Origin of the sequence: Enterobacter cloacae complex sp. P47BA, assembly GCF_014930485.1 — a bacterium.
GTDB classification, from domain to species: domain Bacteria; phylum Pseudomonadota; class Gammaproteobacteria; order Enterobacterales; family Enterobacteriaceae; genus Enterobacter; species Enterobacter bugandensis.
Map to the genome: position 1 here is coordinate 15,077 of NZ_JADBRF010000001.1, position 21,341 is coordinate 36,417.

Annotated in this window: 22 protein-coding genes and 1 other annotated feature; of the genes, 15 read left to right on the forward strand and 7 right to left on the reverse strand. The window is 55.4% G+C overall.

Annotated features, from left to right (window positions below; translation table 11 throughout):
* Nucleotide 1: 1 nt before the first annotated feature.
* From trpD to trpL, 3 genes are all read right to left on the reverse strand, one after another.
* Nucleotides 2-1,597 carry a bifunctional anthranilate synthase glutamate amidotransferase component TrpG/anthranilate phosphoribosyltransferase TrpD gene (gene trpD / locus IM299_RS00095; RefSeq protein WP_028013411.1) on the reverse strand — a complete coding sequence of 532 codons (1,596 nt, stop codon included), beginning with the start codon at nt 1,595-1,597 and terminating at the stop codon, nt 2-4.
* On the reverse strand, nt 1,597-3,159 hold the full coding sequence (locus IM299_RS00100; protein WP_063942357.1) for an anthranilate synthase component 1: 1,563 nt from the start codon (nt 3,157-3,159) through the stop codon (nt 1,597-1,599). The genes trpD and IM299_RS00100 overlap by 1 nt, the downstream gene beginning before the upstream one ends.
* A 25-nt stretch (nt 3,160-3,184) precedes the next feature.
* Nucleotides 3,185-3,278, reverse strand: a sequence feature (Trp leader region).
* Nucleotides 3,255-3,299 carry a trp operon leader peptide gene (gene trpL / locus IM299_RS23065; RefSeq protein WP_106993556.1) on the reverse strand — a complete coding sequence of 15 codons (45 nt, stop codon included), beginning with the start codon at nt 3,297-3,299 and terminating at the stop codon, nt 3,255-3,257. (Overlaps the previous feature by 24 nt.)
* Nucleotides 3,300-3,438: 139 nt before the next feature.
* On the opposite strand from trpL, the gene rnm reads away from it, so the two are divergent.
* The 3 genes from rnm to rluB all read left to right on the forward strand — a co-directional run bounded on the left by rnm (nt 3,439) and on the right by rluB (nt 5,910).
* Complete coding sequence (rnm, locus tag IM299_RS00110) at nt 3,439-4,320, forward strand: RNase AM (protein WP_028013409.1); 882 nt, start codon at nt 3,439-3,441, stop codon at nt 4,318-4,320.
* Nucleotides 4,317-4,937, forward strand: a complete 621-nt coding sequence (locus IM299_RS00115; protein ID WP_003856793.1) for an L-threonylcarbamoyladenylate synthase — start codon at nt 4,317-4,319, stop codon at nt 4,935-4,937. Before rnm ends, IM299_RS00115 begins: the two co-directional genes overlap by 4 nt.
* A 97-nt stretch (nt 4,938-5,034) precedes the next feature.
* The gene (rluB, locus tag IM299_RS00120) at nt 5,035-5,910 is read left to right on the forward strand and encodes a 23S rRNA pseudouridine(2605) synthase RluB (RefSeq protein WP_193356798.1); all 876 of its coding nucleotides are present in this window, start codon (nt 5,035-5,037) and stop codon (nt 5,908-5,910) included.
* A 35-nt stretch (nt 5,911-5,945) separates the two neighbouring features.
* Here rluB and cobO read toward each other — a convergent pair whose 3' ends face one another.
* Both cobO and IM299_RS00130 read right to left on the reverse strand, forming a co-directional pair.
* On the reverse strand, nt 5,946-6,536 hold the full coding sequence (gene cobO, locus IM299_RS00125; RefSeq protein ID WP_060571745.1) for a cob(I)yrinic acid a,c-diamide adenosyltransferase: 591 nt from the start codon (nt 6,534-6,536) through the stop codon (nt 5,946-5,948).
* Nucleotides 6,533-7,294 (reverse strand): YciK family oxidoreductase, encoded by a 762-nt coding sequence (locus tag IM299_RS00130; RefSeq protein ID WP_028013406.1) that lies wholly within the window; start codon nt 7,292-7,294, stop codon nt 6,533-6,535. The genes cobO and IM299_RS00130 overlap by 4 nt, the downstream gene beginning before the upstream one ends.
* Before the next feature lie 251 nt (nt 7,295-7,545).
* Here IM299_RS00130 and sohB point away from each other — a divergent pair, with 251 nt between their 5' ends.
* Nucleotides 7,546-8,577, forward strand: coding sequence for a protease SohB (sohB, locus tag IM299_RS00135; protein ID WP_193356799.1), 1,032 nt, complete (start codon nt 7,546-7,548; stop codon nt 8,575-8,577).
* A 49-nt stretch (nt 8,578-8,626) separates the two neighbouring features.
* On the opposite strand, the gene IM299_RS00140 is transcribed toward sohB, so the two are convergent.
* Nucleotides 8,627-8,878 (reverse strand): YciN family protein, encoded by a 252-nt coding sequence (locus IM299_RS00140; RefSeq protein ID WP_003856804.1) that lies wholly within the window; start codon nt 8,876-8,878, stop codon nt 8,627-8,629.
* 399 nt (nt 8,879-9,277) lie between these two features.
* On the opposite strand from IM299_RS00140, the gene topA reads away from it, so the two are divergent.
* The 6 genes from topA to acnA all read left to right on the forward strand — a co-directional run bounded on the left by topA (nt 9,278) and on the right by acnA (nt 16,763).
* Nucleotides 9,278-11,875 carry a type I DNA topoisomerase gene (gene topA, locus IM299_RS00145; protein WP_041909639.1) on the forward strand — a complete coding sequence of 866 codons (2,598 nt, stop codon included), beginning with the start codon at nt 9,278-9,280 and terminating at the stop codon, nt 11,873-11,875.
* A 187-nt stretch (nt 11,876-12,062) separates the two neighbouring features.
* Nucleotides 12,063-13,037: an HTH-type transcriptional regulator CysB gene (cysB, locus tag IM299_RS00150; protein WP_028013403.1), complete on the forward strand. Its 975-nt coding sequence runs from the start codon at nt 12,063-12,065 to the stop codon at nt 13,035-13,037.
* A 337-nt stretch (nt 13,038-13,374) separates the two neighbouring features.
* Nucleotides 13,375-13,515 carry a YmiA family putative membrane protein gene (locus IM299_RS00155; protein WP_213743510.1) on the forward strand — a complete coding sequence of 47 codons (141 nt, stop codon included), beginning with the start codon at nt 13,375-13,377 and terminating at the stop codon, nt 13,513-13,515.
* A gap of 2 nt (nt 13,516-13,517) precedes the next feature.
* On the forward strand, nt 13,518-13,688 hold the full coding sequence (locus IM299_RS00160) for a hypothetical protein (RefSeq protein ID WP_032644881.1): 171 nt from the start codon (nt 13,518-13,520) through the stop codon (nt 13,686-13,688).
* A gap of 137 nt (nt 13,689-13,825) precedes the next feature.
* Nucleotides 13,826-13,924 carry a small membrane protein YmiC gene (gene ymiC / locus IM299_RS22810; protein WP_032644994.1) on the forward strand — a complete coding sequence of 33 codons (99 nt, stop codon included), beginning with the start codon at nt 13,826-13,828 and terminating at the stop codon, nt 13,922-13,924.
* A gap of 163 nt (nt 13,925-14,087) precedes the next feature.
* On the forward strand, nt 14,088-16,763 hold the full coding sequence (gene acnA / locus IM299_RS00165) for an aconitate hydratase AcnA (RefSeq protein ID WP_028013402.1): 2,676 nt from the start codon (nt 14,088-14,090) through the stop codon (nt 16,761-16,763).
* A gap of 37 nt (nt 16,764-16,800) precedes the next feature.
* On the opposite strand, the gene ribA is transcribed toward acnA, so the two are convergent.
* Nucleotides 16,801-17,391 carry a GTP cyclohydrolase II gene (gene ribA, locus IM299_RS00170; protein WP_028013401.1) on the reverse strand — a complete coding sequence of 197 codons (591 nt, stop codon included), beginning with the start codon at nt 17,389-17,391 and terminating at the stop codon, nt 16,801-16,803.
* A 197-nt stretch (nt 17,392-17,588) separates the two neighbouring features.
* On the opposite strand from ribA, the gene pgpB reads away from it, so the two are divergent.
* The 5 genes from pgpB to yciH all read left to right on the forward strand — a co-directional run bounded on the left by pgpB (nt 17,589) and on the right by yciH (nt 21,239).
* Nucleotides 17,589-18,356, forward strand: a complete 768-nt coding sequence (pgpB, locus tag IM299_RS00175) for a phosphatidylglycerophosphatase B (protein ID WP_048956169.1) — start codon at nt 17,589-17,591, stop codon at nt 18,354-18,356.
* Between the two features lie 148 nt (nt 18,357-18,504).
* Entirely contained in the window at nt 18,505-18,813 is a 309-nt protein-coding gene (locus IM299_RS00180; protein WP_028013399.1) for a LapA family protein, read from the forward strand.
* Nucleotides 18,814-18,819: 6 nt separating this feature from the next.
* Nucleotides 18,820-19,989: a lipopolysaccharide assembly protein LapB gene (gene lapB, locus IM299_RS00185; protein WP_041909646.1), complete on the forward strand. Its 1,170-nt coding sequence runs from the start codon at nt 18,820-18,822 to the stop codon at nt 19,987-19,989.
* A 186-nt stretch (nt 19,990-20,175) separates the two neighbouring features.
* Nucleotides 20,176-20,916, forward strand: a complete 741-nt coding sequence (gene pyrF / locus IM299_RS00190; protein WP_193356800.1) for an orotidine-5'-phosphate decarboxylase — start codon at nt 20,176-20,178, stop codon at nt 20,914-20,916.
* Nucleotides 20,913-21,239, forward strand: coding sequence for a stress response translation initiation inhibitor YciH (yciH, locus tag IM299_RS00195; protein WP_045630534.1), 327 nt, complete (start codon nt 20,913-20,915; stop codon nt 21,237-21,239). Before pyrF ends, yciH begins: the two co-directional genes overlap by 4 nt.
* Nucleotides 21,240-21,341: the final 102 nt, after the last annotated feature.

Sequence of the window (21,341 nt, forward strand, 5' to 3'; positions counted from 1 at the left end):
TTTACCCTCTTGCCGCAAGTGCGGTAACGCGATCGTAAGCTGCACCGGAGCGCAGTACATCCAGAACTTTTTGAGCATTGGCCTTCAGGTCTTCCTCACCGTGCAAACGCATCAGCATGGCGACGTTGGCAGCCACGGCGGCCTCATGAGCGGCCTCACCTTTACCTTGTAGTAAGCGCGTCAGAATGTCACGGTTTTCTTCCGGCGTACCGCCTGCCAGCGCTTCCTGATGGTACGGCGTTAAGCCGAAATCAGACGCCTCAAGCTGATAGCTGAGTACTTCACCATCGTTAAGCTCGGCCACCAGCGTCGGCGCATGCAGCGAAACTTCATCCATTCCGCCGCTGTGCACCACGGCGGCGCGTTTGTAACCCAGCACGCGCAGCGTCTCGGCAATCGGCAGGACCAGCTCAGGGCTGTAAACACCAATTAATGCCAGCGGCGGATGGGCCGGGTTGATCAGCGGGCCGAGCACGTTAAACAGCGTGCGGGTTTTAAGCTGCTGGCGAACCGGCATCGCGTGGCGGAAACCGGTGTGATATTTCGGCGCAAACAGGAAGCAGACGCCCAAATCGTCCAGCGCTTCACGCGAACGCTCGGCATTCATCTCCAGATTGATGCCAAACGCGGCCAGCAGATCGGACGAGCCTGAACGGCTGGAGACGCTGCGGTTACCGTGCTTGGCCACTTTCAGTCCACACGCTGCGGCGACAAAGGCACTGGCGGTAGAAATATTGATACTGTTGCTGCCGTCACCGCCGGTCCCCACGATATCGGCAAACTGATAGTCCGGGCGCGGGAACGGAGCGGCATTTTCCAGCAGCGCGGTGGCCGCACCAGCGATCTCCTGCGGGCTTTCGCCGCGCACTTTCATGCTCACCAGCGCCGCCGCCAACTGCTCAGGCTTCAGCTCGCCGCGCACCACGGCGGAAAAAAGCTGGTGGCTCTCCTGCTGGCTAAGGGTCTGGGCCTGATACAGTTTTTCCAGAATCGGTTGCAGGGTGTTGGTCTGCTCCAGCTTTTGCAACGCCCAGTCGAGCGTTTGCTCCAGCAGGCGCGCGCCGTTGGACGTCAGTATAGATTCCGGGTGGAACTGCATCCCGCAGACGCGATCCGCATCGTGGCGTACCGCCATCACCATCCCTTCAAAAGAAGCGTTAATGGTCAGCCCGGCCGGAATGTTGCTGCCGACCAGCGAATGATAGCGCGCGACCGGGAGCGGATTCGGCAGCCCGGCAAACATTGCCTGGCCGTCATGTTCAATGCTGGAGGCTTTACCGTGCAGGATCTCGCCCGCCTGGCCGACGTAACCGCCGTAGGCTTCCACGATTGCCTGGTGACCAAGGCAGATACCGATAATCGGCAGCTTGCCGCGCATGCGGGTCAGCAGTTCGGGCATACAGCCCGCTTCGCTCGGCGCGCCCGGCCCCGGGGAGAGCATCAGCACCGGGTTTTGCATGGTCGCCAGACGGTCAATCAGGGTCTGAGCCGGAACGTGGTTGCGGTAGATAACGACGTTGTGACCATTCGCACGCAGCTGATCTGCCAGGTTGTAGGTAAAGGAGTCGATGTTATCGAGCAGCAGAATGTCAGCCATCAGAAAATCTCCTGTGCGTGGTGTGCGGTAGCGATGGCGCGCAATACCGCGCGTGCTTTACTGCGGGTTTCGTCAGCTTCAGACTGCGGAACAGAGTCAAGAACAATCCCGGCGCCGGCCTGAACGGTGGCAATACCGTCTTCGACGTAGGCGGAGCGGATCACGATGCAGGTATCAAGGTCGCCGTGGGCGGTGAAGTAACCTACCGCGCCGCCGTAGCTCCCGCGTCGACGTCCTTCCGCTTCGGCGATAAGCTGCATGGCGCGCACCTTCGGAGCGCCGCTCAGGGTGCCCATATTCATGCAGGCGCGGTAGGCGTGCAGCACGTCGAGGTCGCTGCGCAGTTCACCCACCACGCGGGAGACCAGGTGCATCACGAAGGAGTAACGGTCAACTTTGGTCAGGTCTGCCACGTAGCGGCTGCCCGGGGTGCAAATGCGCGCCAGGTCGTTACGCGCCAGGTCAACCAGCATCAGGTGTTCGGAGAGCTCCTTGTGGTCGGTTCGCATTTCAAGTTCGATGCGGCTGTCCAGATCGCGGTCCAGCGAGCCATCGGCACGACGGCCACGCGGACGGGTGCCCGCAATCGGGTAGATCTCAATCTGGCGGCTGGTGGCGTCGTACTTCAGCGAGCTTTCCGGCGAGGCGCCGAACAGCGTGAAATCATTGTCCTGCATAAAGAACATATATGGGCTCGGGTTGCTCTTCTTCAGCACGTCGTAAGCCGCCAGCGGTGACGGGCAGGGCAGCGAGAAACGGCGGGACGGCACAACCTGGAAAATCTCCCCGGCGCGAATAGCCTTTTGCATCTGGCGAACCACGGCCCCGTATTGATCGTCGGTCTGGTTAACGTCGCATGTCATTTTTTCCACGTGCTGTACCGGCAGCGCAGGCGGCGCTTCCGTCATCTGCTGCCGGAGCTGGGCGATGCGATGCTCAAGGCGGTTTTTCTCAGACGCAGACGGCGTGAACAGGCTTGCCTGGATGCGGGTATATTTTTTCTGATGGTCGATCACCAGCAGGGTTTCGGCCAGGTAGAAACAGTAGTCCGGGCAGCGGTTGCCCTGCTCGGTTTCCGGCAAATCTTCAAAACCGGCGACCAGGTCGTAAGCAAACAGCCCGCCGAAGAACATTGCTTCGCGCTCATCTTCCGGCACGGTGACAAGATTTTGCAGCAGGCGGAAGGCATCGAACACGGACAGCGAGCAGAGGCGCGCATCTTCGTCGAGCAGCTGGCTTACCGGCGGGAAATGCAGAATTCGCAGGTCCGGGTGACGTTCATTGTCGATGCCCGCGGGCAGAGCTGCATCCAGCAGAGGCAGCAGCGATGCGCCATTATCAGAGAGCGCCTTAATGGTGACGGTGTCACCTAGCGCGGTAATGCGCAGCGCGCTGTCGACCAGCAGCAGGCTTTTCAGATCGTCCTTGCTGTCGATATCCGCAGACTCCAGTAGCAGCGTCGCCGGACGCGCGCCGCACACCTGATGAAACAGCGCGGTCGGGTTGTGGCGATAGACCGCCTCGCAGGTCAACAGTTCGAGATGAGGTTTGGCTGTTTGCATGTTGTGATTCTCATTTATTCTGTTCAAAAAAAAGCCCGCTGGGTAGCGGGCGGGTATCTGTTTGCATTTCGCAGATGCGTGACACTGCCCGAAGATCAGGAAGTGCGCCACCAACCGTGCAGAGTGAAATGTGCTGTCATTTTCAGATACCTTTCTCGTGTGAACTTGCGTACTAGTTAACTAGTTCGGTGACGTATTGTCAACCCTTGATTTCAGAATTTCACGTTAAGTCGGTATCATGGCGTTTTCGGATGTCTCCAACCTGTTATGGGAAGTGCTTTGAGCGATACCACCTACGCGATTATTTATGATTTACACAGCCATACTCAGGCCTCTGATGGCCTGCTGACACCCGAAGCCCTGGTTCATCGCGCGGTTGAAATGCGTGTCGGCACGCTGGCGATAACCGATCACGATACCACCGACGCCATTCCGGCAGCGCGCGCCGAGATTGCCCGCAGCGGGCTGGCGCTGAATCTGGTGCCCGGCGTCGAGATCTCGACCGTCTGGGAAAACCATGAGATTCATATCGTTGGCCTGAACATTGATATAGAACATCCGGCACTTCTTGCCTTTTTGCAAGAACAAAAAACGCGCCGCAACCAGCGCGCGGAGATGATCGGCGAGCGTCTGGAGAAGGCGCATATTCCGGGCGCGCTGGAAGGTGCGCAAAAGCTGGCGAACGGCGGGGCGGTCACCCGCGGTCATTTCGCCCGCTTTCTGGTTGAAGCGGGCAAAGCGACGACCATGGCGGATGTCTTTAAAAAGTATCTGGCGCGCGGGAAAACCGGATACGTTCCGCCACAGTGGTGTACAATAAAACAAGCTATTGATGTCATTCATCATTCTGGCGGTAAGGCCGTGCTGGCCCATCCGGGGCGGTATAATCTTTCTGCTAAATGGCTGAAACGGCTGCTGGCGCACTTTGCCGAATGCGGTGGCGAGGCGATGGAAGTCGCCCAGTGTCAGCAGGCGCCCAACGAGCGCGCGCAGCTCGCGACTTACGCCCGCCAGTTTGGCCTGCTAGGGTCACAGGGCTCTGATTTCCACCAGCCCTGCGCGTGGATCGAGCTGGGACGCAAGCTCTGGCTACCCGCTGGCGTTGAGCCGGTCTGGCAGCTCTGGGAGCAGCCGCAGCAAATTGAAGAGAGGGAAGTATGAGTCAGTTTTTCTATATCCATCCGGACAATCCGCAGCCACGTCTGATTAACCAGGCCGTGGAGATCGTCCGCAAAGGCGGCGTGATAGTCTACCCGACCGATTCCGGCTACGCGCTGGGCTGTAAAATTGAAGATAAAGGAGCGATGGAACGCATTTGCCGTATTCGTCAGCTGCCGGACGGCCATAACTTTACCCTGATGTGCCGCGATCTCTCTGAGCTGTCGACCTATGCGTATGTTGATAACGTGGCGTTTCGCCTGATCAAGAACAACACGCCGGGTAACTACACCTTCATTCTGAAAGGGACGAAGGAGGTGCCGCGTCGCCTGCTGCAGGAAAAGCGTAAGACTATCGGCATGCGCGTGCCGTCGAACCCGATTGCCCAGGCGCTGCTGGAAACCCTCGGCGAGCCGATGCTCTCCACCTCGCTGATGCTGCCGGGAAGCGAGTTTACCGAGTCCGATCCGGAGGAGATAAAAGATCGTCTGGAGAAGGTGGTGGAGCTGATTATTCACGGCGGTTATCTCGGCCAGCAGCCGACTACCGTTGTGGATCTGACCGAAGACGCGCCTGAAGTGATTCGTGAAGGCGTGGGTGATGTTAAGCCTTTCTTGTAAAGGTGTAAGCAGATATACTACGCGGCCATCAGAGCAGGGCTCGGCTCTGCTTTTGACCTGATTCGACGCCTGTGAAGGCGACACCTGAGGAAGCTCAATGAGCGAGAAGTTACAGAAAGTGCTGGCGCGCGCCGGCCACGGTTCGCGCCGTGAAATCGAAGCCATTATTGAAGCGGGCCGCGTGAGTGTGGACGGTAAAATCGCCACGCTGGGTGACCGCGTAGAAATCGTACCGGGGCTGAAGATCCGCATTGACGGTCATCTTATCTCCGTGAAAGAGTCCGCGGAACAGATCTGCCGCGTGCTGGCGTATTACAAGCCGGAAGGCGAGCTGTGTACGCGCAACGACCCGGAAGGTCGTCCAACGGTGTTTGACCGTCTGCCAAAACTGCGCGGCGCCCGCTGGATTGCGGTGGGGCGTCTGGACGTGAACACCTGCGGTCTGCTGCTGTTCACCACCGATGGTGAACTGGCAAACCGTCTCATGCACCCAAGCCGTGAAGTTGAGCGTGAATACGCCGTTCGCGTCTTCGGCCAGGTCGATGAAAATAAACTGCGCGATCTGTCGCGTGGCGTGCAGCTGGAAGACGGCCCTGCGGCGTTCAAAACCATCAAATTTACCGGTGGTGAAGGGATTAACCAGTGGTACAACGTGACCCTGACCGAAGGCCGTAACCGCGAGGTGCGTCGTCTGTGGGAAGCGGTAGGCGTGCAGGTTAGCCGCCTGATCCGCGTTCGCTACGGCGACATTCTGCTGCCGAAAGGTCTGCCGCGCGGTGGTTATACCGAGCTGGATCTTACCCAGACTAACTACCTGCGCGAGCTGGTTGGCCTGACGCCGGAAACCACCTCTAAAGTGGCGGTGGAGAAAGATCGTCGTCGTATGAAGGCGAATCAGATCCGTCGTGCGGTGAAACGCCACAGCCAGGTGAACAGCAATCGTCGCTCTTGCAGCCGGAATAACAACGGTTAATTGAAAAAGCCCGGTGAATTCACTGGGCTTTTTCTTTAGTAATCAATGCCAATTTGTGCTTTGATGCCTGCATCAAACGCATGCTTGACCGGACGCAGCTCGCTGACGGTATCTGCCAGCTCCAGAATCTCACGATGACACCCACGACCTGTAACGATAACCGTCTGGTGCGCAGGGCGGCTCTTCAGTGCATCCAGCACCTCCTCCAGCGGCAGGTAGTCGTAGGCGACCATATAGGTGATCTCATCCAGTAGCACCATATTCAGCGAGGGATCGGCCAGCATTCTTTTAGCGTGCTCCCAGACGGCCAGACAGGCTGCGGTATCGGTTTCCCGGTTCTGCGTATCCCACGTAAACCCGGTCGCCATCACCTGAAACTCAACGCCGTGAGGTTCAAGCAAATTACGCTCACCGTTGGGCCATTCCCCTTTGATAAACTGGATGACCCCCACTTTTTGCCCGTGGCCGACGGCGCGCGTAGCGGTGCCAAACGCGGCAGTAGTTTTGCCTTTACCATTGCCGGTAAAAACGATGACGATCCCACGCTCCTCCTGAGCTGCCGCGACGCGCGCGTCAACCTGTTCCTTCAGACGCTGCTGTCGCTGCTGATGACGTTCTTCACTCATTGCGAAATTCCCGGTTTGCGGCCCGGCTGGGCATCAAAGGTCATTCCGGTTTTGCGGCGGCTGTCGTCGCCCATCAGCCAGAGATAGAGCGGCATAATGTCTGCCGGGGTTTTCAGCTTCAGCGGATCTTCCGTCGGGAACGCGCTGGCGCGCATGCTGGTGCGCGTACCCCCCGGATTAATGCAGTTTACGCGCAGATGGCGGCTCTGATACTCATCCGCCAGCACCTGCATCATGCCCTCGGTCGCGAATTTTGAGACAGCATAAGCCCCCCAGTTTGCGCGTCCCTCGCGGCCTACGCTGGAAGAGGTGAAGACCAGAGATCCAGACTCGGATTTGAGTAATAAAGGAAGCAAGGCCTGCGTGAGGAAAAAAGTACCGTTAACGTTAACCTGCATTACCTGCTGCCAGATTTCAGGATCCTGTTCATCCATTGGACGCACTTCACCTAACAAACCGGCGTTGTGCAGTACGCCGTCAAGACGTGGGTAGTGGGTACTGATACGGTGAGCAAGCTCCTGGCAGAGCGCTGGGGTGCATGTCAGCAAATCGAGCGTGTACCAGGGGGCAGGTGTCCCGCCTGCGGCCTCAATTTCCTGAGCGACCCCTTTGAGCTTTTCTTCGTTGCGCCCAATCAGAATTACGCTTGCGCCATATTCAGCGTACGTCAGGGCCGCTTCGCGACCAATACCATCGCTGGCGCCGGTGACAAGAATGATTCGGTTCTGCAGCAGGTTTTTTTGCGGTTGATAATGCACAGTAACTCCTCAGGCGCACGGGGTCTCAATCACGCCTTCATAATGACTTTTCGGCTTTATGCCCGAATTAGCGTGAGAATTCAATCAGTCTACAGGACGCATTGCTGCAAAATTAACAATTTGCAAATATTTAAACCGCAGCGCGGGGATTCCTGAAGACGGCTCGCAGAGGTAATGTCACGGGCGAGACGCAGGGGCAGGGCTGTTGTACACTGCCGTGAAAGATTCGTGGTTAAATCAAGGTGGAACGCGTGGAATTACTTTCTCAATATGGGTTGTTTTTGGCCAAAATCGCGACGGTGGTGATTGCCATTGCCGTGGTTGCCGTTCTGATTGTCAACCTGACGCAGCGCAAGCGTCAGCGTGGGGAGTTACGCATCACCCGCCTGAGCGAGCAGTATAAAGAGATGCAGGAAGAGATGTCCCTCTCGCTGCTCGATAGCCATCAGCAGAAGCTGTGGCTGAAAGCCCAGAAGAAAAAACACAAGCAGGAAGCCAAAGCCGCGAAGGCGAAGGCAAAGCTCGCGACGCCGCAGGGCGACGCAAAACCCCGCATCTATGTGCTCGATTTTAAAGGCAGCATGGATGCGCATGAAGTCGCTTCGCTGCGCGAAGAGGTGACTGCGGTTCTGGCCGTGGCAACGCCGCAGGATCAGGTGGTGGTGCGTCTTGAGAGCCCGGGCGGGGTGGTACACGGTTACGGGCTGGCCGCTTCACAGCTGCAGCGTCTGCGCGAGAAGCAGATCCCACTTACCGTGGCGGTAGATAAAGTCGCGGCGAGCGGCGGCTATATGATGGCCTGCGTGGCGGACAAAATCGTTGCGGCGCCGTTTTCCATCATAGGTTCGATTGGCGTGGTCGCACAGATCCCTAACTTTAACCGCTTCCTGAAAAATAAAGAGATTGATATCGAACTTCACACGGCGGGTCAGTACAAACGCACCCTGACGCTGCTGGGGGAAAACACGGAAGAGGGGCGCCAAAAATTCCGTGAAGATCTGAATGAAACTCACCATCTCTTTAAAGACTTCGTACATCGCATGCGCCCAGCGCTGGATATTGAACAGGTGGCGACTGGTGAGCACTGGTACGGCATCCAGGCGCAGGAAAAAGGGCTGGTGGATGAAGTAGGTACCAGTGATGACCTGCTGCTCAACCTGATGGAAGGCCGGGAACTGGTAGGCGTGCGCTTTACACAGCGCAAACGGCTGATGGACCGCTTTACCAACAGTGCGGCGGAAAGCGCGGACCGCCTGCTGCTTCGCTGGCTACAGCGCGGATAAAAACCGCTGCTGTAAACAAAAACGCGAGGCATATGCCTCGCGTTTTGCATTAGTCGACCAGGTGATATTTCTCTGAAAGCGTATGCGCCAGGTATTTAAACATATTAAACACGGCAGTGCTTTTCGGGGTCGGTAACCCCTGCTCGTCAAGGAAGTATTCGCCGCTGAAAACCAGCACGCCATTACGTTGCTCAACGCCGGTGGCTTCAATGCCTGCCAGCGTATCTTCATGGTCACGAATAAGCTTGTTTGCTTCGATAAGCAGAGAGGCTCGGTCAATGGGTTGGGTCGTATTCTGCATAATCCACTCCTTAAACAGTGACAATAGTCTACGCCGGGGGCGCTTTGGGGGCAAATTTTCCCTGTAATGTGAGGGGATAAGATGCAGAGGGCAGGTTGGCGGGATTTGCTTTTGCATGCTAATAAAGTTGCGTAACGAATTTTATCAGGTAGAGTGTGCGCTTTCGTCATTCTGGCAACAGAATTGCTTGACATTCGACCGGGAATTCGTCACGAATCATACGAGATGTGAGAAAAATACCCGAAAACTCAATGACCTGGATGTCGCCATTCTGACGTTCGGTAAGACATAGGGGTTGATATCCCCTGACGCAGTCGCAATATCATTGGCTCGTCGTCAGCGGAAGGGAAATCAACGTGCGGCGTATTCCTGGAAGAATTAAATTAGGTAAAGGTGAATATGGGTAAAGCTCTCGTCATCGTTGAGTCCCCGGCAAAAGCCAAAACGATCAATAAGTATCTGGGTAATGACTACGTGGTTAAGTCCAGCGTTGGTCACATCCGCGATTTGCCGACCAGTGGCTCAGCCAGCAAAAAGAGCGCAGACTCTACCTCCACCAAAGGGGCTAAAAAGCCTAAAAAGGATGAACGTAGCGCGCTTGTCAACCGCATGGGTGTTAACCCATGGCACAACTGGGATGCACAATATGAAGTGCTGCCCGGGAAAGAAAAAGTCGTTAACGAGCTGAAGCAGCTGGCTGAAAAAGCAGACCACATCTATCTCGCAACCGACCTTGACCGCGAAGGGGAAGCCATTGCGTGGCACCTGCGGGAAGTGATCGGCGGGGATGACAAACGCTACAGCCGCGTAGTGTTTAACGAAATTACAAAGAATGCGATTCGTCAGGCGTTTGAGAAGCCGGGCGAGCTGAATATCGACCGTGTGAACGCCCAGCAGGCGCGTCGCTTTATGGACCGCGTTGTGGGCTACATGGTTTCTCCACTGCTGTGGAAAAAGATTGCCCGCGGCCTGTCTGCAGGACGCGTGCAATCTGTAGCCGTGCGTCTTGTCGTTGAGCGTGAACGCGAAATTAAAGCCTTCGTGCCGGAAGAGTTCTGGGAAGTTGACGCCAATGTCACCACCCCGGGCGGTGATGCGCTGCCGCTGCAGGTAAGCCATCACAACGATAAGCCTTTCCGTCCTGAAAACCGCGATCAGACCATGGCCGCCGTGGCGCTGCTGGAAAAAGCGCGCTACCAGGTACTGGAACGCGAAGATAAGCCGACCAGCAGCAAGCCTGGCGCGCCGTTTATCACGTCCACACTGCAACAGGCGGCGAGCACCCGTCTGGGTTACGGCGTGAAGAAAACCATGATGATGGCCCAGCGCTTGTATGAAGCGGGTTACATCACCTACATGCGTACTGACTCAACGAACCTGAGCCAGGACGCGGTGAACATGGTGCGCGGCTACATCAGCGACAACTTCGGTAAAAAATACCTGCCGGAAAGCGCCAACCAGTTCGCCAGCAAAGAGAATTCTCAGGAAGCGCACGAAGCAATTCGTCCCTCTGATGTCTCTGTTTTAGCCGAGTCGCTGAAGGATATGGAAGCCGACGCCCAGAAGCTGTATCAGCTGATCTGGCGTCAGTTTGTCGCGTGTCAGATGACGCCAGCGAAATATGATTCCACTACGCTGACCGTCGGTGCGGGCGATTTCCGTTTGAAAGCGCGCGGTCGTATCCTGCGCTTCGACGGCTGGACGAAAGTGATGCCTGCACTGCGTAAAGGTGATGAAGACCGTACGCTGCCTGCGGTAAACAAAGGCGACGAGTTGTCGCTTGTCGACCTGGTTCCGGCCCAGCACTTCACCAAGCCGCCTGCGCGCTTTAGTGAAGCGTCGTTGGTTAAAGAGCTGGAAAAACGCGGGATTGGCCGTCCGTCAACCTACGCGTCAATCATCTCGACCATTCAGGACCGCGGTTACGTTCGCGTAGAGAACCGCCGTTTCTATGCCGAAAAAATGGGTGAGATTGTCACTGACCGTCTGGAAGCTAACTTCCGCGAATTGATGAACTACGATTTCACCGCGCAGATGGAAGACAGCCTCGACGAAGTGGCCAGTCACAAGGCGGAGTGGAAGAAGGTTCTTGATAGCTTCTTCAGCGACTTTACCAACCAGCTTGAGAAAGCGGAGAAAGATCCTGAAGAGGGCGGCATGCTGCCTAACCAGATGGTTCTGACCAGCATCGACTGCCCGACCTGCGGCCGCAAGATGGGGATCCGTACTGCGACAACGGGCGTGTTCCTTGGCTGTTCAGGCTATGCGCTGCCACCAAAAGAGCGCTGCAAAACAACCATCAACCTGGTGCCGGAGAACGAAGTTCTCAACGTGCTGGAAGGTGATGATGCGGAAACCAACGCCCTGCGCGCGAAACGCCGCTGCAAAAAATGTGGCACGGCGATGGACAGCTATCTGATCGATCCTAAACGCAAGCTGCACGTGTGTGGTAACAACCCAACGTGCGACGGGTATGAGATCGAAGAGGGTGAGTTCCGCATTAAAGGCTATGACGGCCCGATTGTGGAGTGCGAGAAGTGTGGTTCTGAGATGCACCTGAAAATGGGGCGTTTCGGTAAGTACATGGCCTGCACCAACGACGAGTGTAAGAACACGCGCAAGATTCTGCGCAATGGTGAGGTTGCTCCGCCGAAGGAAGATCCGGTTCCGCTGCCAGAATTGCCGTGTGAAAAATCCGACGCGTACTTCGTGCTGCGTGATGGTGCCGCAGGTGTCTTCCTGGCCGCCAACACCTTCCCGAAATCGCGTGAAACGCGCGCCCCGCTGGTGGAAGAGCTGCATCGCTTCCGCGATCGTCTGCCTGAGAAGCTGCGTTATCTGGCCGATGCGCCACAGCAGGATCCTGAAGGCAATAAGACGGTGGTCCGTTTTAGCCGTAAAACGAAGCAGCAGTACGTTGCGGCAGAGAAAGAGGGTAAAGCGACCGGATGGTCCGCCTTCTTTGTCGATGGCAAATGGGTTGAAGGCAAGAAATAATATTTCTTAACCGTAGCTTACCCGTGAAAGGGCCGGACTTCCGGCCCTTTTTTATTACCTTATTATTATTTTTTGTTCCGTACTATACAGTCAGGCTATAAGTGATATAGTGGTTATAGTTAACCCTTTTTTTATTATCAAATCGTCTTAAGCGATTGACCGCGTGCGCTAAATCGGATGGTCTGGCATGAAATTACAGCAGCTTCGTTATATCGTTGAGGTGGTGAATCACAACCTTAATGTCTCTTCCACCGCCGAGGGGCTATATACCTCGCAACCGGGCATCAGCAAGCAGGTTCGCATGCTGGAGGATGAATTAGGTATTCAGATTTTCGCCCGCAGTGGTAAGCACCTTACCCAGGTGACGCCAGCGGGGCAGGAAATCATCCGTATTGCGCGGGAAGTCCTTTCCAAAGTCGATGCGATTAAGTCTGTGGCGGGGGAACATACCTGGCCGGATAAAGGCTCGCTGTATATTGCCACGACGCACACCCAGGCGCGCTATGCGCTACCGGGCGTTATCAAGGGCTTTATCGAGCGTTATCCGCGCGTCTCCCTGCATATGCACCAGGGATCGCCGACGCAAATTGCGGAGGCGGTGTCGAAGGGCAATGCAGATTTTGCCATCGCGACGGAAGCGCTCCATCTCTATGACGATCTGGTCATGCTGCCGTGCTATCACTGGAACCGCTCCATTGTGGTGACCCCGGATCATCCGCTGGCGGGCAAAGGGTCGGTGTCAATCGAAGAGCTGGCGCAATATCCTCTGGTCACTTACACGTTTGGCTTCACCGGACGATCTGAGCTTGATACCGCCTTCAACCGGGCCGGGTTAACGCCGCGGATTGTCTTTACCGCCACCGACGCCGACGTTATAAAGACCTATGTACGGCTTGGCTTGGGGGTAGGGGTGATCGCCAGCATGGCGGTCGACCCGGTGTCAGACCCTGACCTGGTGCGTCTTGATGCGCATGATATTTTCAGCCACAGCACGACAAAAATTGGCTTCCGCCGCAGTACCTTCCTGCGAAGCTATATGTATGATTTTATTCAGCGCTTTGCACCGCATTTAACGCGTGACGTGGTGGATACCGCCGTGGCATTACGATCAAATGAAGATATCGAAGAGATGTTTAAAGATATCAAACTCCCCGAAAAATAATCACACCCGGTATCTTTCCCTGAGGGAAAGATACCGAAATATCGGCTAAAGCTAAATTAGAATTATCATCATCTGCACTTCCCCTGCCATATATTGTCATTATCCTTTTAATTTGTGTGGCTTTAATGTCGTGAATTGGCGACAAAAATAGAAACTAATTAACGGCTACGCAAATTTTTCTTTTCAAATATTTATTTCTGGTCAAAAGATTGAATATTTCATGCCTCTTGATGCGTAAATTCACTGGCTTTTCGGCTAAAGTTTCTTTAGGATTTATCTCAACAGATGATTAATTGTACCAATTGTTTGGTCCTAAATGATAAGCGATATCGATTGTATGAGGTTAGCAATGCCTTCAGGAAGTGAAGAACCGCAAAGGGATCCTGCGCTCAAGCGTAAAGCCTGGCTGGCGGTCTTTCTCGTTTCCGCCCTGTTCTGGGTGATGGTTGCTCTCCTGGCCTGGAAATATTGGGGTTGAATATGGCAGTGACGGTACGTACAGAAACGGCAAAGCGGATGTGTCAGCATCATGACACTGTTCACAAGGGACGCAAAGCGCCTGCAACAGCAGTGCCAGCATCCTGGAAACTGACGCCGCAGCAGCAGGCTTTTATTGATGTGTTCGCGGAAGACGAACCCAAAAAACAATAATTTAGTTTATTGCGTAATGATGCAGTTAGTCTGAATAATGACTATGCGCCTTTGTACTCTTTAATAAATACACATCAGCAATATAGCACGAGGACCTGCCTCGGAACGTTTAATAAATAATGCCTGGTGTCCCTATGATGAATAACATGATGTCTCAAAAATACTGGTCATGGATCGGCGTTTTTACCCTGTCGATTCTGTTCTGGAGTCAGCTCATCTGGCTGGCCGTCCACTAAATCATAAAACCTCGCTGCGGCGGGGTTTTTTGTTTTACCCTCCTCTGGACCATTCCTAAATTTATCAATTTGGGTTGTTATCAAAACGTTACGACATCTTTGTGTTATCTTTAATTACGGCCCTGATGATTGTCAGGACATCTCTGTAATTAAGGAGGAGCTTATGTCGTTAACCCTACGCGAAGCCAGTAAGGACACGTTACAGGCAGAAAATAAAACCTGGCACTACTATAGCCTGCCGCTGGCTGCCAGAACGCTTGGGGACATTTCGCGTTTACCCAAGTCCTTGAAAGTTTTACTGGAAAACCTATTGCGCTGGCAGGACGGTGACTCCGTTACCCTCGACGATATTCAGGCGCTGGCAGGGTGGCTTAAGAATGCCCATGCCGACAGAGAAATTGCCTACCGCCCGGCAAGGGTCCTGATGCAGGACTTCACCGGCGTTCCTGCCGTGGTGGATCTCGCCGCCATGCGTGAGGCGGTTAAACGCCTCGGCGGCGATACGGCTAAAGTGAACCCGCTTTCACCCGTCGACCTCGTAATTGACCACTCCGTAACCGTTGACCACTTCGGTGATGACGATGCCTTTGGCGAGAACGTGCGTCTCGAGATGGAGCGAAATCACGAGCGTTACGTCTTCCTGAAGTGGGGTCAGCAGGCGTTCAGCCGCTTTAGCGTGGTTCCACCCGGCACCGGTATTTGTCACCAGGTTAACCTTGAATATCTCGGTAAAGCCGTCTGGAGTGAATTGCAGGACAAAGAGTGGGTGGCTTATCCGGACACGCTGGTGGGTACAGATTCCCACACCACCATGATTAACGGCCTCGGCGTGCTGGGCTGGGGTGTCGGCGGTATCGAAGCGGAAGCCGCCATGCTCGGTCAGCCGGTCTCCATGCTTATCCCTGATGTTGTGGGCTTTAAGCTCACCGGGAAGCTGTCTGAAGGCATTACCGCCACCGATCTGGTGCTCACCGTAACCCAGATGCTGCGTAAGCATGGTGTGGTGGGAAAATTTGTTGAATTTTACGGTGACGGGCTGGATTCGCTGCCGCTGGCTGACCGCGCGACCATCGCCAACATGGCGCCAGAATATGGTGCAACCTGCGGATTTTTCCCCATTGATGACGTCACCCTGGAGTACATGCGCCTGAGCGGACGCAGCGAAGAGCAGGTGGCGCTGGTGGAGGCGTATACCAAAGCGCAGGGCATGTGGCGCAATCCGGGGGATGAGCCGGTATTTACCAGCACGCTTGCGCTTGACATGGGAAGCGTTGAGGCGAGCCTCGCCGGTCCGAAGCGTCCGCAGGATCGCGTAGCGTTAAGCGACGTGCCAAAAGCGTTTGCCGCAAGCAACGAGCTGGAAGTTAACGTGGCGAAGAAGGACCATCGCCCAATCGACTATGTTCTGAACGGACATCAGTATCAGCTCCCGGACGGCGCGGTTGTCATAGCCGCCATTACCTCCTGCACTAACACCTCAAACCCCAGCGTATTAATGGCGGCCGGCCTGCTGGCTAAAAAAGCGGTTGAGCTGGGGCTGAAACCACAGCCCTGGGTCAAAGCCTCTCTTGCACCGGGCTCCAAAGTGGTCTCGGATTACCTGGCGCAGGCCAGGCTAACGCCGTATCTTGATGAGCTGGGCTTTAACCTCGTGGGCTATGGCTGTACCACCTGCATCGGTAACTCCGGCCCGCTGCCTGAACCTATTGAAACGGCGATCAAGCAGGGCGATCTGACGGTTGGCGCAGTCCTTTCCGGTAACCGTAACTTTGAAGGACGTATTCATCCGCTGGTGAAAACCAACTGGCTCGCTTCGCCGCCGCTGGTGGTGGCCTACGCGCTCGCCGGGAACATGAATATCAACCTGGCTACCGATCCTATTGGTCACGACCGCAAGAATGAGCCGGTCTATCTGAAAGATATCTGGCCGTCCTCACGTGAAATTGCGATGGCCGTTGAAAAGGTCTCCACCGAGATGTTCCGCAAAGAGTATGCGGAAGTGTTTGAAGGCACGCCGGAATGGAAAGCCATCAACGTTGTGGGCTCGGACACCTATGACTGGCAGGACGATTCCACCTATATCCGCCTGTCGCCGTTCTTTGATGAAATGCTGGCCGAGCCTGCACCGCTTCAGGATATTCACGGGGCGCGCATACTGGCGATGCTGGGGGATTCCGTCACCACTGACCATATCTCTCCGGCGGGGAGCATCAAAGCCGACAGCCCGGCGGGCCGTTATCTGCAAAGCCGGGGCGTGGAGCGCCGCGATTTTAACTCCTACGGATCGCGCCGCGGTAACCATGAAGTGATGATGCGTGGGACGTTTGCCAACATCCGCATTCGTAACGAAATGGTTCCGGGCGTGGAAGGGGGGATGACGCGCCATCTTCCGGGGACGGAAGTCGTGTCGATTTATGACGCAGCCGTCAAATATCAGCAGGAAGGTACGCCGCTGGCGGTGATCGCCGGGAAAGAGTACGGTTCCGGCTCCAGTCGTGACTGGGCGGCGAAAGGTCCGCGACTGCTTGGCGTTCGCGTGGTCATCGCCGAGTCGTTTGAACGTATTCACCGCTCGAACCTGATTGGCATGGGGATCCTGCCGCTTGAGTTCCCTCAGGGCGTCACGCGCAAAACGCTGGGCCTGACGGGGGAAGAGCAGATTGATATTAGCGGCCTGCAAAACCTGCAGCCGGGCAAAACGGTGCCGGTGAAGCTTACGCGAGCAGACGGGAAAAGTGAGGTACTGGAATGCCGGTGTCGTATTGATACGGCAACCGAACTGACCTACTACCAGAACGACGGCATTTTACATTATGTGATTCGTAAAATGCTGGATTGATAAAAAAAGCCCGGCATCTGTGCCGGGCTTTTTACTTTCACTCTTTCAGAAGATGGCCCATTTTAGCCGCCTTGGTATCGAGATAGTGGGCATTTTTCGGGTTGCGGCCGACAATCAGCGGTACGCGCTCGACGATGTTGATCCCGGCTTCGGTGAGGATTTCCACCTTTTTGGGATTATTGGTCAGCAGGCGAACCTCGTCCACGCCCAGCAGCTTGAACATATCGGCGCAGAGGGTGAAATCACGTTCATCGGCGGCAAAACCGAGCTGGTGGTTGGCTTCCACCGTATCGTAGCCCTGGTCCTGCAGAGCGTAAGCGCGGATTTTATTCAGCAGACCAATGTTACGACCTTCCTGACGGTGATAGAGCAGCACGCCGCGGCCTTCTTCGGCAATATGGGTAAGGGCAGCTTCGAGCTGGAAACCGCAATCACAGCGCAGGCTGAACAACGCGTCGCCGGTCAGACACTCCGAATGGACGCGGGACAGCACCGGCGTCTGCCCTGAAATGTCGCCGTAGACCAGCGCGACATGATCCTGTCCGGTTGCCAGTTCTTCAAACCCCACCATCAGGAAATCGCCCCATGGGGTTGGCAGTTTGGCTTCTGCCACACGTTTAAGCTGCATGTGATTCTCCAGAGTAGGCTGACACGTTTCGTGCCTTGCGCCTGTTTTGCTTTCTGTATTTGTCCATTTTGCCACAAGCTCAGCACGTTCGCCTAATGGGCGCCATGCTATATGAACGTTAAACGCACGATCCGACATATCCACCCATCGAATGAATTTCAGTTATGATTGTGAGGCTTAGCGAAAAAGGAGAAGACATGCTTTCAATCGCCAGACGTACGGCAGCAGGCGCGGCCATTTTACTGATTATGCCTTTGGCCGTGTGGGTCTCCGGCTGGATGTGGCAGCCGGGGCAGAATGCCACGTGGCTGAAAACGTTATACTGGGTAACGGAGACGGTCACGCAGCCGTGGGGAATTATTACCCACGTTATCCTCTGCGGCTGGTTCTTGTGGTGCCTGCGCTTTCGACTGCGCGCGGCGTTGATGCTCTTTGCTATCCTCGGTGGCGCGATCGTTATTGGACAGGGCGTGAAGTCCTGGGTGAAGGATCACGTTCAGGAGCCAAGACCTTTTGTCGTCTGGCTGGAAAAAGCGCACCATGTTCCGGTGGAAGAGTTCTACAATTTAAAGCGTAAAGATCGCGGCGCGCTGGTGAAAGAACAGCTTTCAGAACAGGAAGATATTCCAAAGTTCCTGCGTAAGCACTGGCAAAAAGAGACGGGATTCGCGTTTCCTTCCGGCCATACGATGTTTGCAGCCAGCTGGGCGTTGCTGGGCGTTGGGCTGCTTTGGCCTCGACGTCGCACTATGACCATCGCGATTTTACTGGTTTGGGCGACAGGGGTGATGGGCAGCCGCTTGCTGCTGGGAATGCACTGGCCGCGGGATCTGGTGGTCGCTACGCTGATCTCCTGGATGCTGGTGACGCTGGCAACCTGGCTTGCAGAACGGTTCTGCGGCCCGCTCACGCCGCCACCTGAAGAGAAAGAAGAGATCGCCGAAAGGGAGCAAAGCGACGCCTGACGGTTGATATTGTGCATTTTGCCCATAAATCCATGACGTGCGCGTTACTTTTTCCGTTTCGCGCCCGTCGCTAAAATGGTAGTTTATAAGGCTGATTGCGGTGAGTTGAACACACTTTATTCGCTTGAACCACATAACGGGAAGTAATGTGAAATATTTACTCATTTTCTTACTGGTATTGGCGATTTTTGTCATTTCAGTCACATTGGGTGCACAAAACGATCAACAGGTGACGTTTAACTATCTGCTGGCGCAGGGTGAGTATCGGGTCTCCAGCCTGCTGGCGGTCTTATTTGCTGCAGGCTTTGCCATCGGCTGGCTGGTTTGCGGTCTTTTCTGGTTGAAAGTTCGTGTTTCTCTTGCGCGCGCTGAACGTAAAATTAAACGACTTGAACAGCACATTGCGCCTGCGTCCGACATGCCGGAAAGTTCAGGTGTGCCGGTCGTGAAGGAATAATCGACTATGCTGGAGTTGTTGTTTCTGCTTTTGCCTGTAGCCGCAGCCTATGGCTGGTATATGGGCCGCAGAAGTGCGCAACAAACGAAACAGGATGAGGCTAACCGACTCTCCCGCGACTACGTTGCGGGGGTGAACTTCCTCCTGAGCAATCAGCAGGACAAAGCGGTAGACCTGTTCCTCGATATGCTGAAAGAGGATACGGGGACCGTCGAAGCCCACCTCACTCTCGGTAACCTGTTCCGCTCGCGCGGCGAGGTTGACCGCGCTATCCGTATCCACCAGACCTTGATGGAAAGCGCCTCCCTGACCTACGAACAACGTCTCCTGGCGGTACAACAACTGGGCCGAGACTATATGGCCGCGGGGCTGTACGATCGCGCTGAAGATATGTTCACACAGCTGGTGGATGAAACGGATTTCCGTATCGGCGCGTTGCAGCAGTTACTGCAGATTTACCAGGCCACCAGCGACTGGCAGAAAGCCATTGATACGGCCGAGCGTCTGGTGAAGCTGGGCAAAGACAAGCAGCGCGTTGAAATTGCGCATTTCTACTGCGAGCTTGCCCTTCAGCAGATGGGCAACGACGACATGGATAAAGCCATGGCGTTGCTCAAGAAAGGCGCCGCCGCAGACCGCAATAGCGCGCGTATCTCTATCATGATGGGGCGCGTTTTTATGGCCAGCGGCGACTACGCTAAAGCCGTTGAAAGCCTGATGCGGGTGATTGACCAGGACAAAGAGCTGGTCAGCGAAACGCTTGAAATGCTGCAAACCTGCTATCAGCAGCTGGACAAGCAGGAAGAGTGGGTGGCATTTCTGCGCCGTTGCGTGGAAGAGAATACCGGCGCGACCGCTGAGCTGATGCTCTCTGACGTGGTTGAGCAGTATGAGGGGAGCGACACCGCACAGGTATATATTACCCGTCAGCTGCAACGTCATCCCACGATGCGCGTATTCCACAAGCTGATGGACTACCATCTGAACGATGCGGAAGAAGGGCGCGCGAAAGAGAGTCTGATGGTACTGCGCGACATGGTTGGCGAGCAGGTGCGCAGCAAGCCGCGCTACCGTTGCCAGAAGTGTGGTTTTACCGCCTACACGCTCTACTGGCATTGTCCGTCCTGCCGGGCCTGGTCCACCATCAAGCCAATTCGCGGCCTGGATGGGCAGTAATTTTTTTAAAAGCCTTCATTTTAGTTACAACATACTGATAGCTTTTACTGCTTTCTCAACACCGTGCGGCTTGCTGGCCTGGCAGGGGCATAAATGGATTCTGTCAATTTGCGGCGACGGCAGGTAGAATGCAGGCCGTTTATCTGTTCCGCGCCGCTGCGCGCCCATAGACGAAAAGGGCTGGTCATGACGTCTGTTACTTCCTCCACTTCCCGCGTTATTACGGATTCTCCTGTTGTTGTTGCGCTTGATTACAATAAGCGTGACGCAGCGCTGGCCTTTGTCGACGGCATTGACCCTCGCGATTGCCGCCTGAAGGTCGGCAAAGAGATGTTCACGCTGTTTGGACCGCAAATCGTTCGCGATCTGCAACAGCGCGGCTTTGACGTTTTCCTCGATCTCAAATTCCATGATATCCCGAACACCACGGCGCACGCGGTTGCCGCCGCTGCGGAACTGGGTGTATGGATGGTCAACGTCCACGCGTCGGGCGGGGCGAGAATGATGACAGCCGCTCGCGAAGCACTCCTGCCGTTCGGCAACGATGCGCCATTACTGATTGCGGTTACCGTGCTGACCAGCATGGACGACAGCGACTTGCGCGACCTCGGCGTGACGTTGTCACCTGCCGGGCACGCCGAGCGTCTCGCGCGTCTGACGCAGAGCTGTGCTCTCGATGGCGTCGTTTGCTCCGCGCAGGAAGCGGTACGCTTTAAGTCAGAGTTGGGCAAAGATTTTAAACTGGTCACGCCAGGCATTCGTCCTGCTGGCAGCGACGTGGGCGATCAGCGACGCATTATGACGCCTGAGCAGGCGTTGGCAGCAGGCGTTGACTACATGGTTATCGGCCGGCCGGTGACGCAGTCTGCGAACCCGGCAGAGACGCTTAAGGCTATCAACGCATCACTGAAAAAGGGGGCGCAATGACTGATTCCAACAGTCGGCTGGTCTACTCGACGGAAAGCGGGCGCATAGACGAACCGAAAACGAAAGCAGAACGTCCGAAAGGTGACGGTATTGTTCGTATCCAGCGTCAGACCAGCGGGCGAAAAGGAAAGGGGGTCTGCCTGATCTCCGGGATTGATCTGGATGATGCGGAGCTGAACAAGCTGGCAGCAGAGTTGAAGAAAAAATGTGGCTGCGGCGGCGCCGTGAAGGACGGCATTATCGAAATTCAGGGTGATAAACGCGATTTAATTAAATCGCTCCTTGAAGCCAAAGGCATGAAAGTTAAACTGGCAGGCGGCTAAAATAAATAAGCCACGGCAAATGCCGTGGCTCGTGTTATATACGTGCGTTAGTCAGACCTGAAATGCGATGCTAAATCGCCTTAACGGGAAGGCTGATAGAAT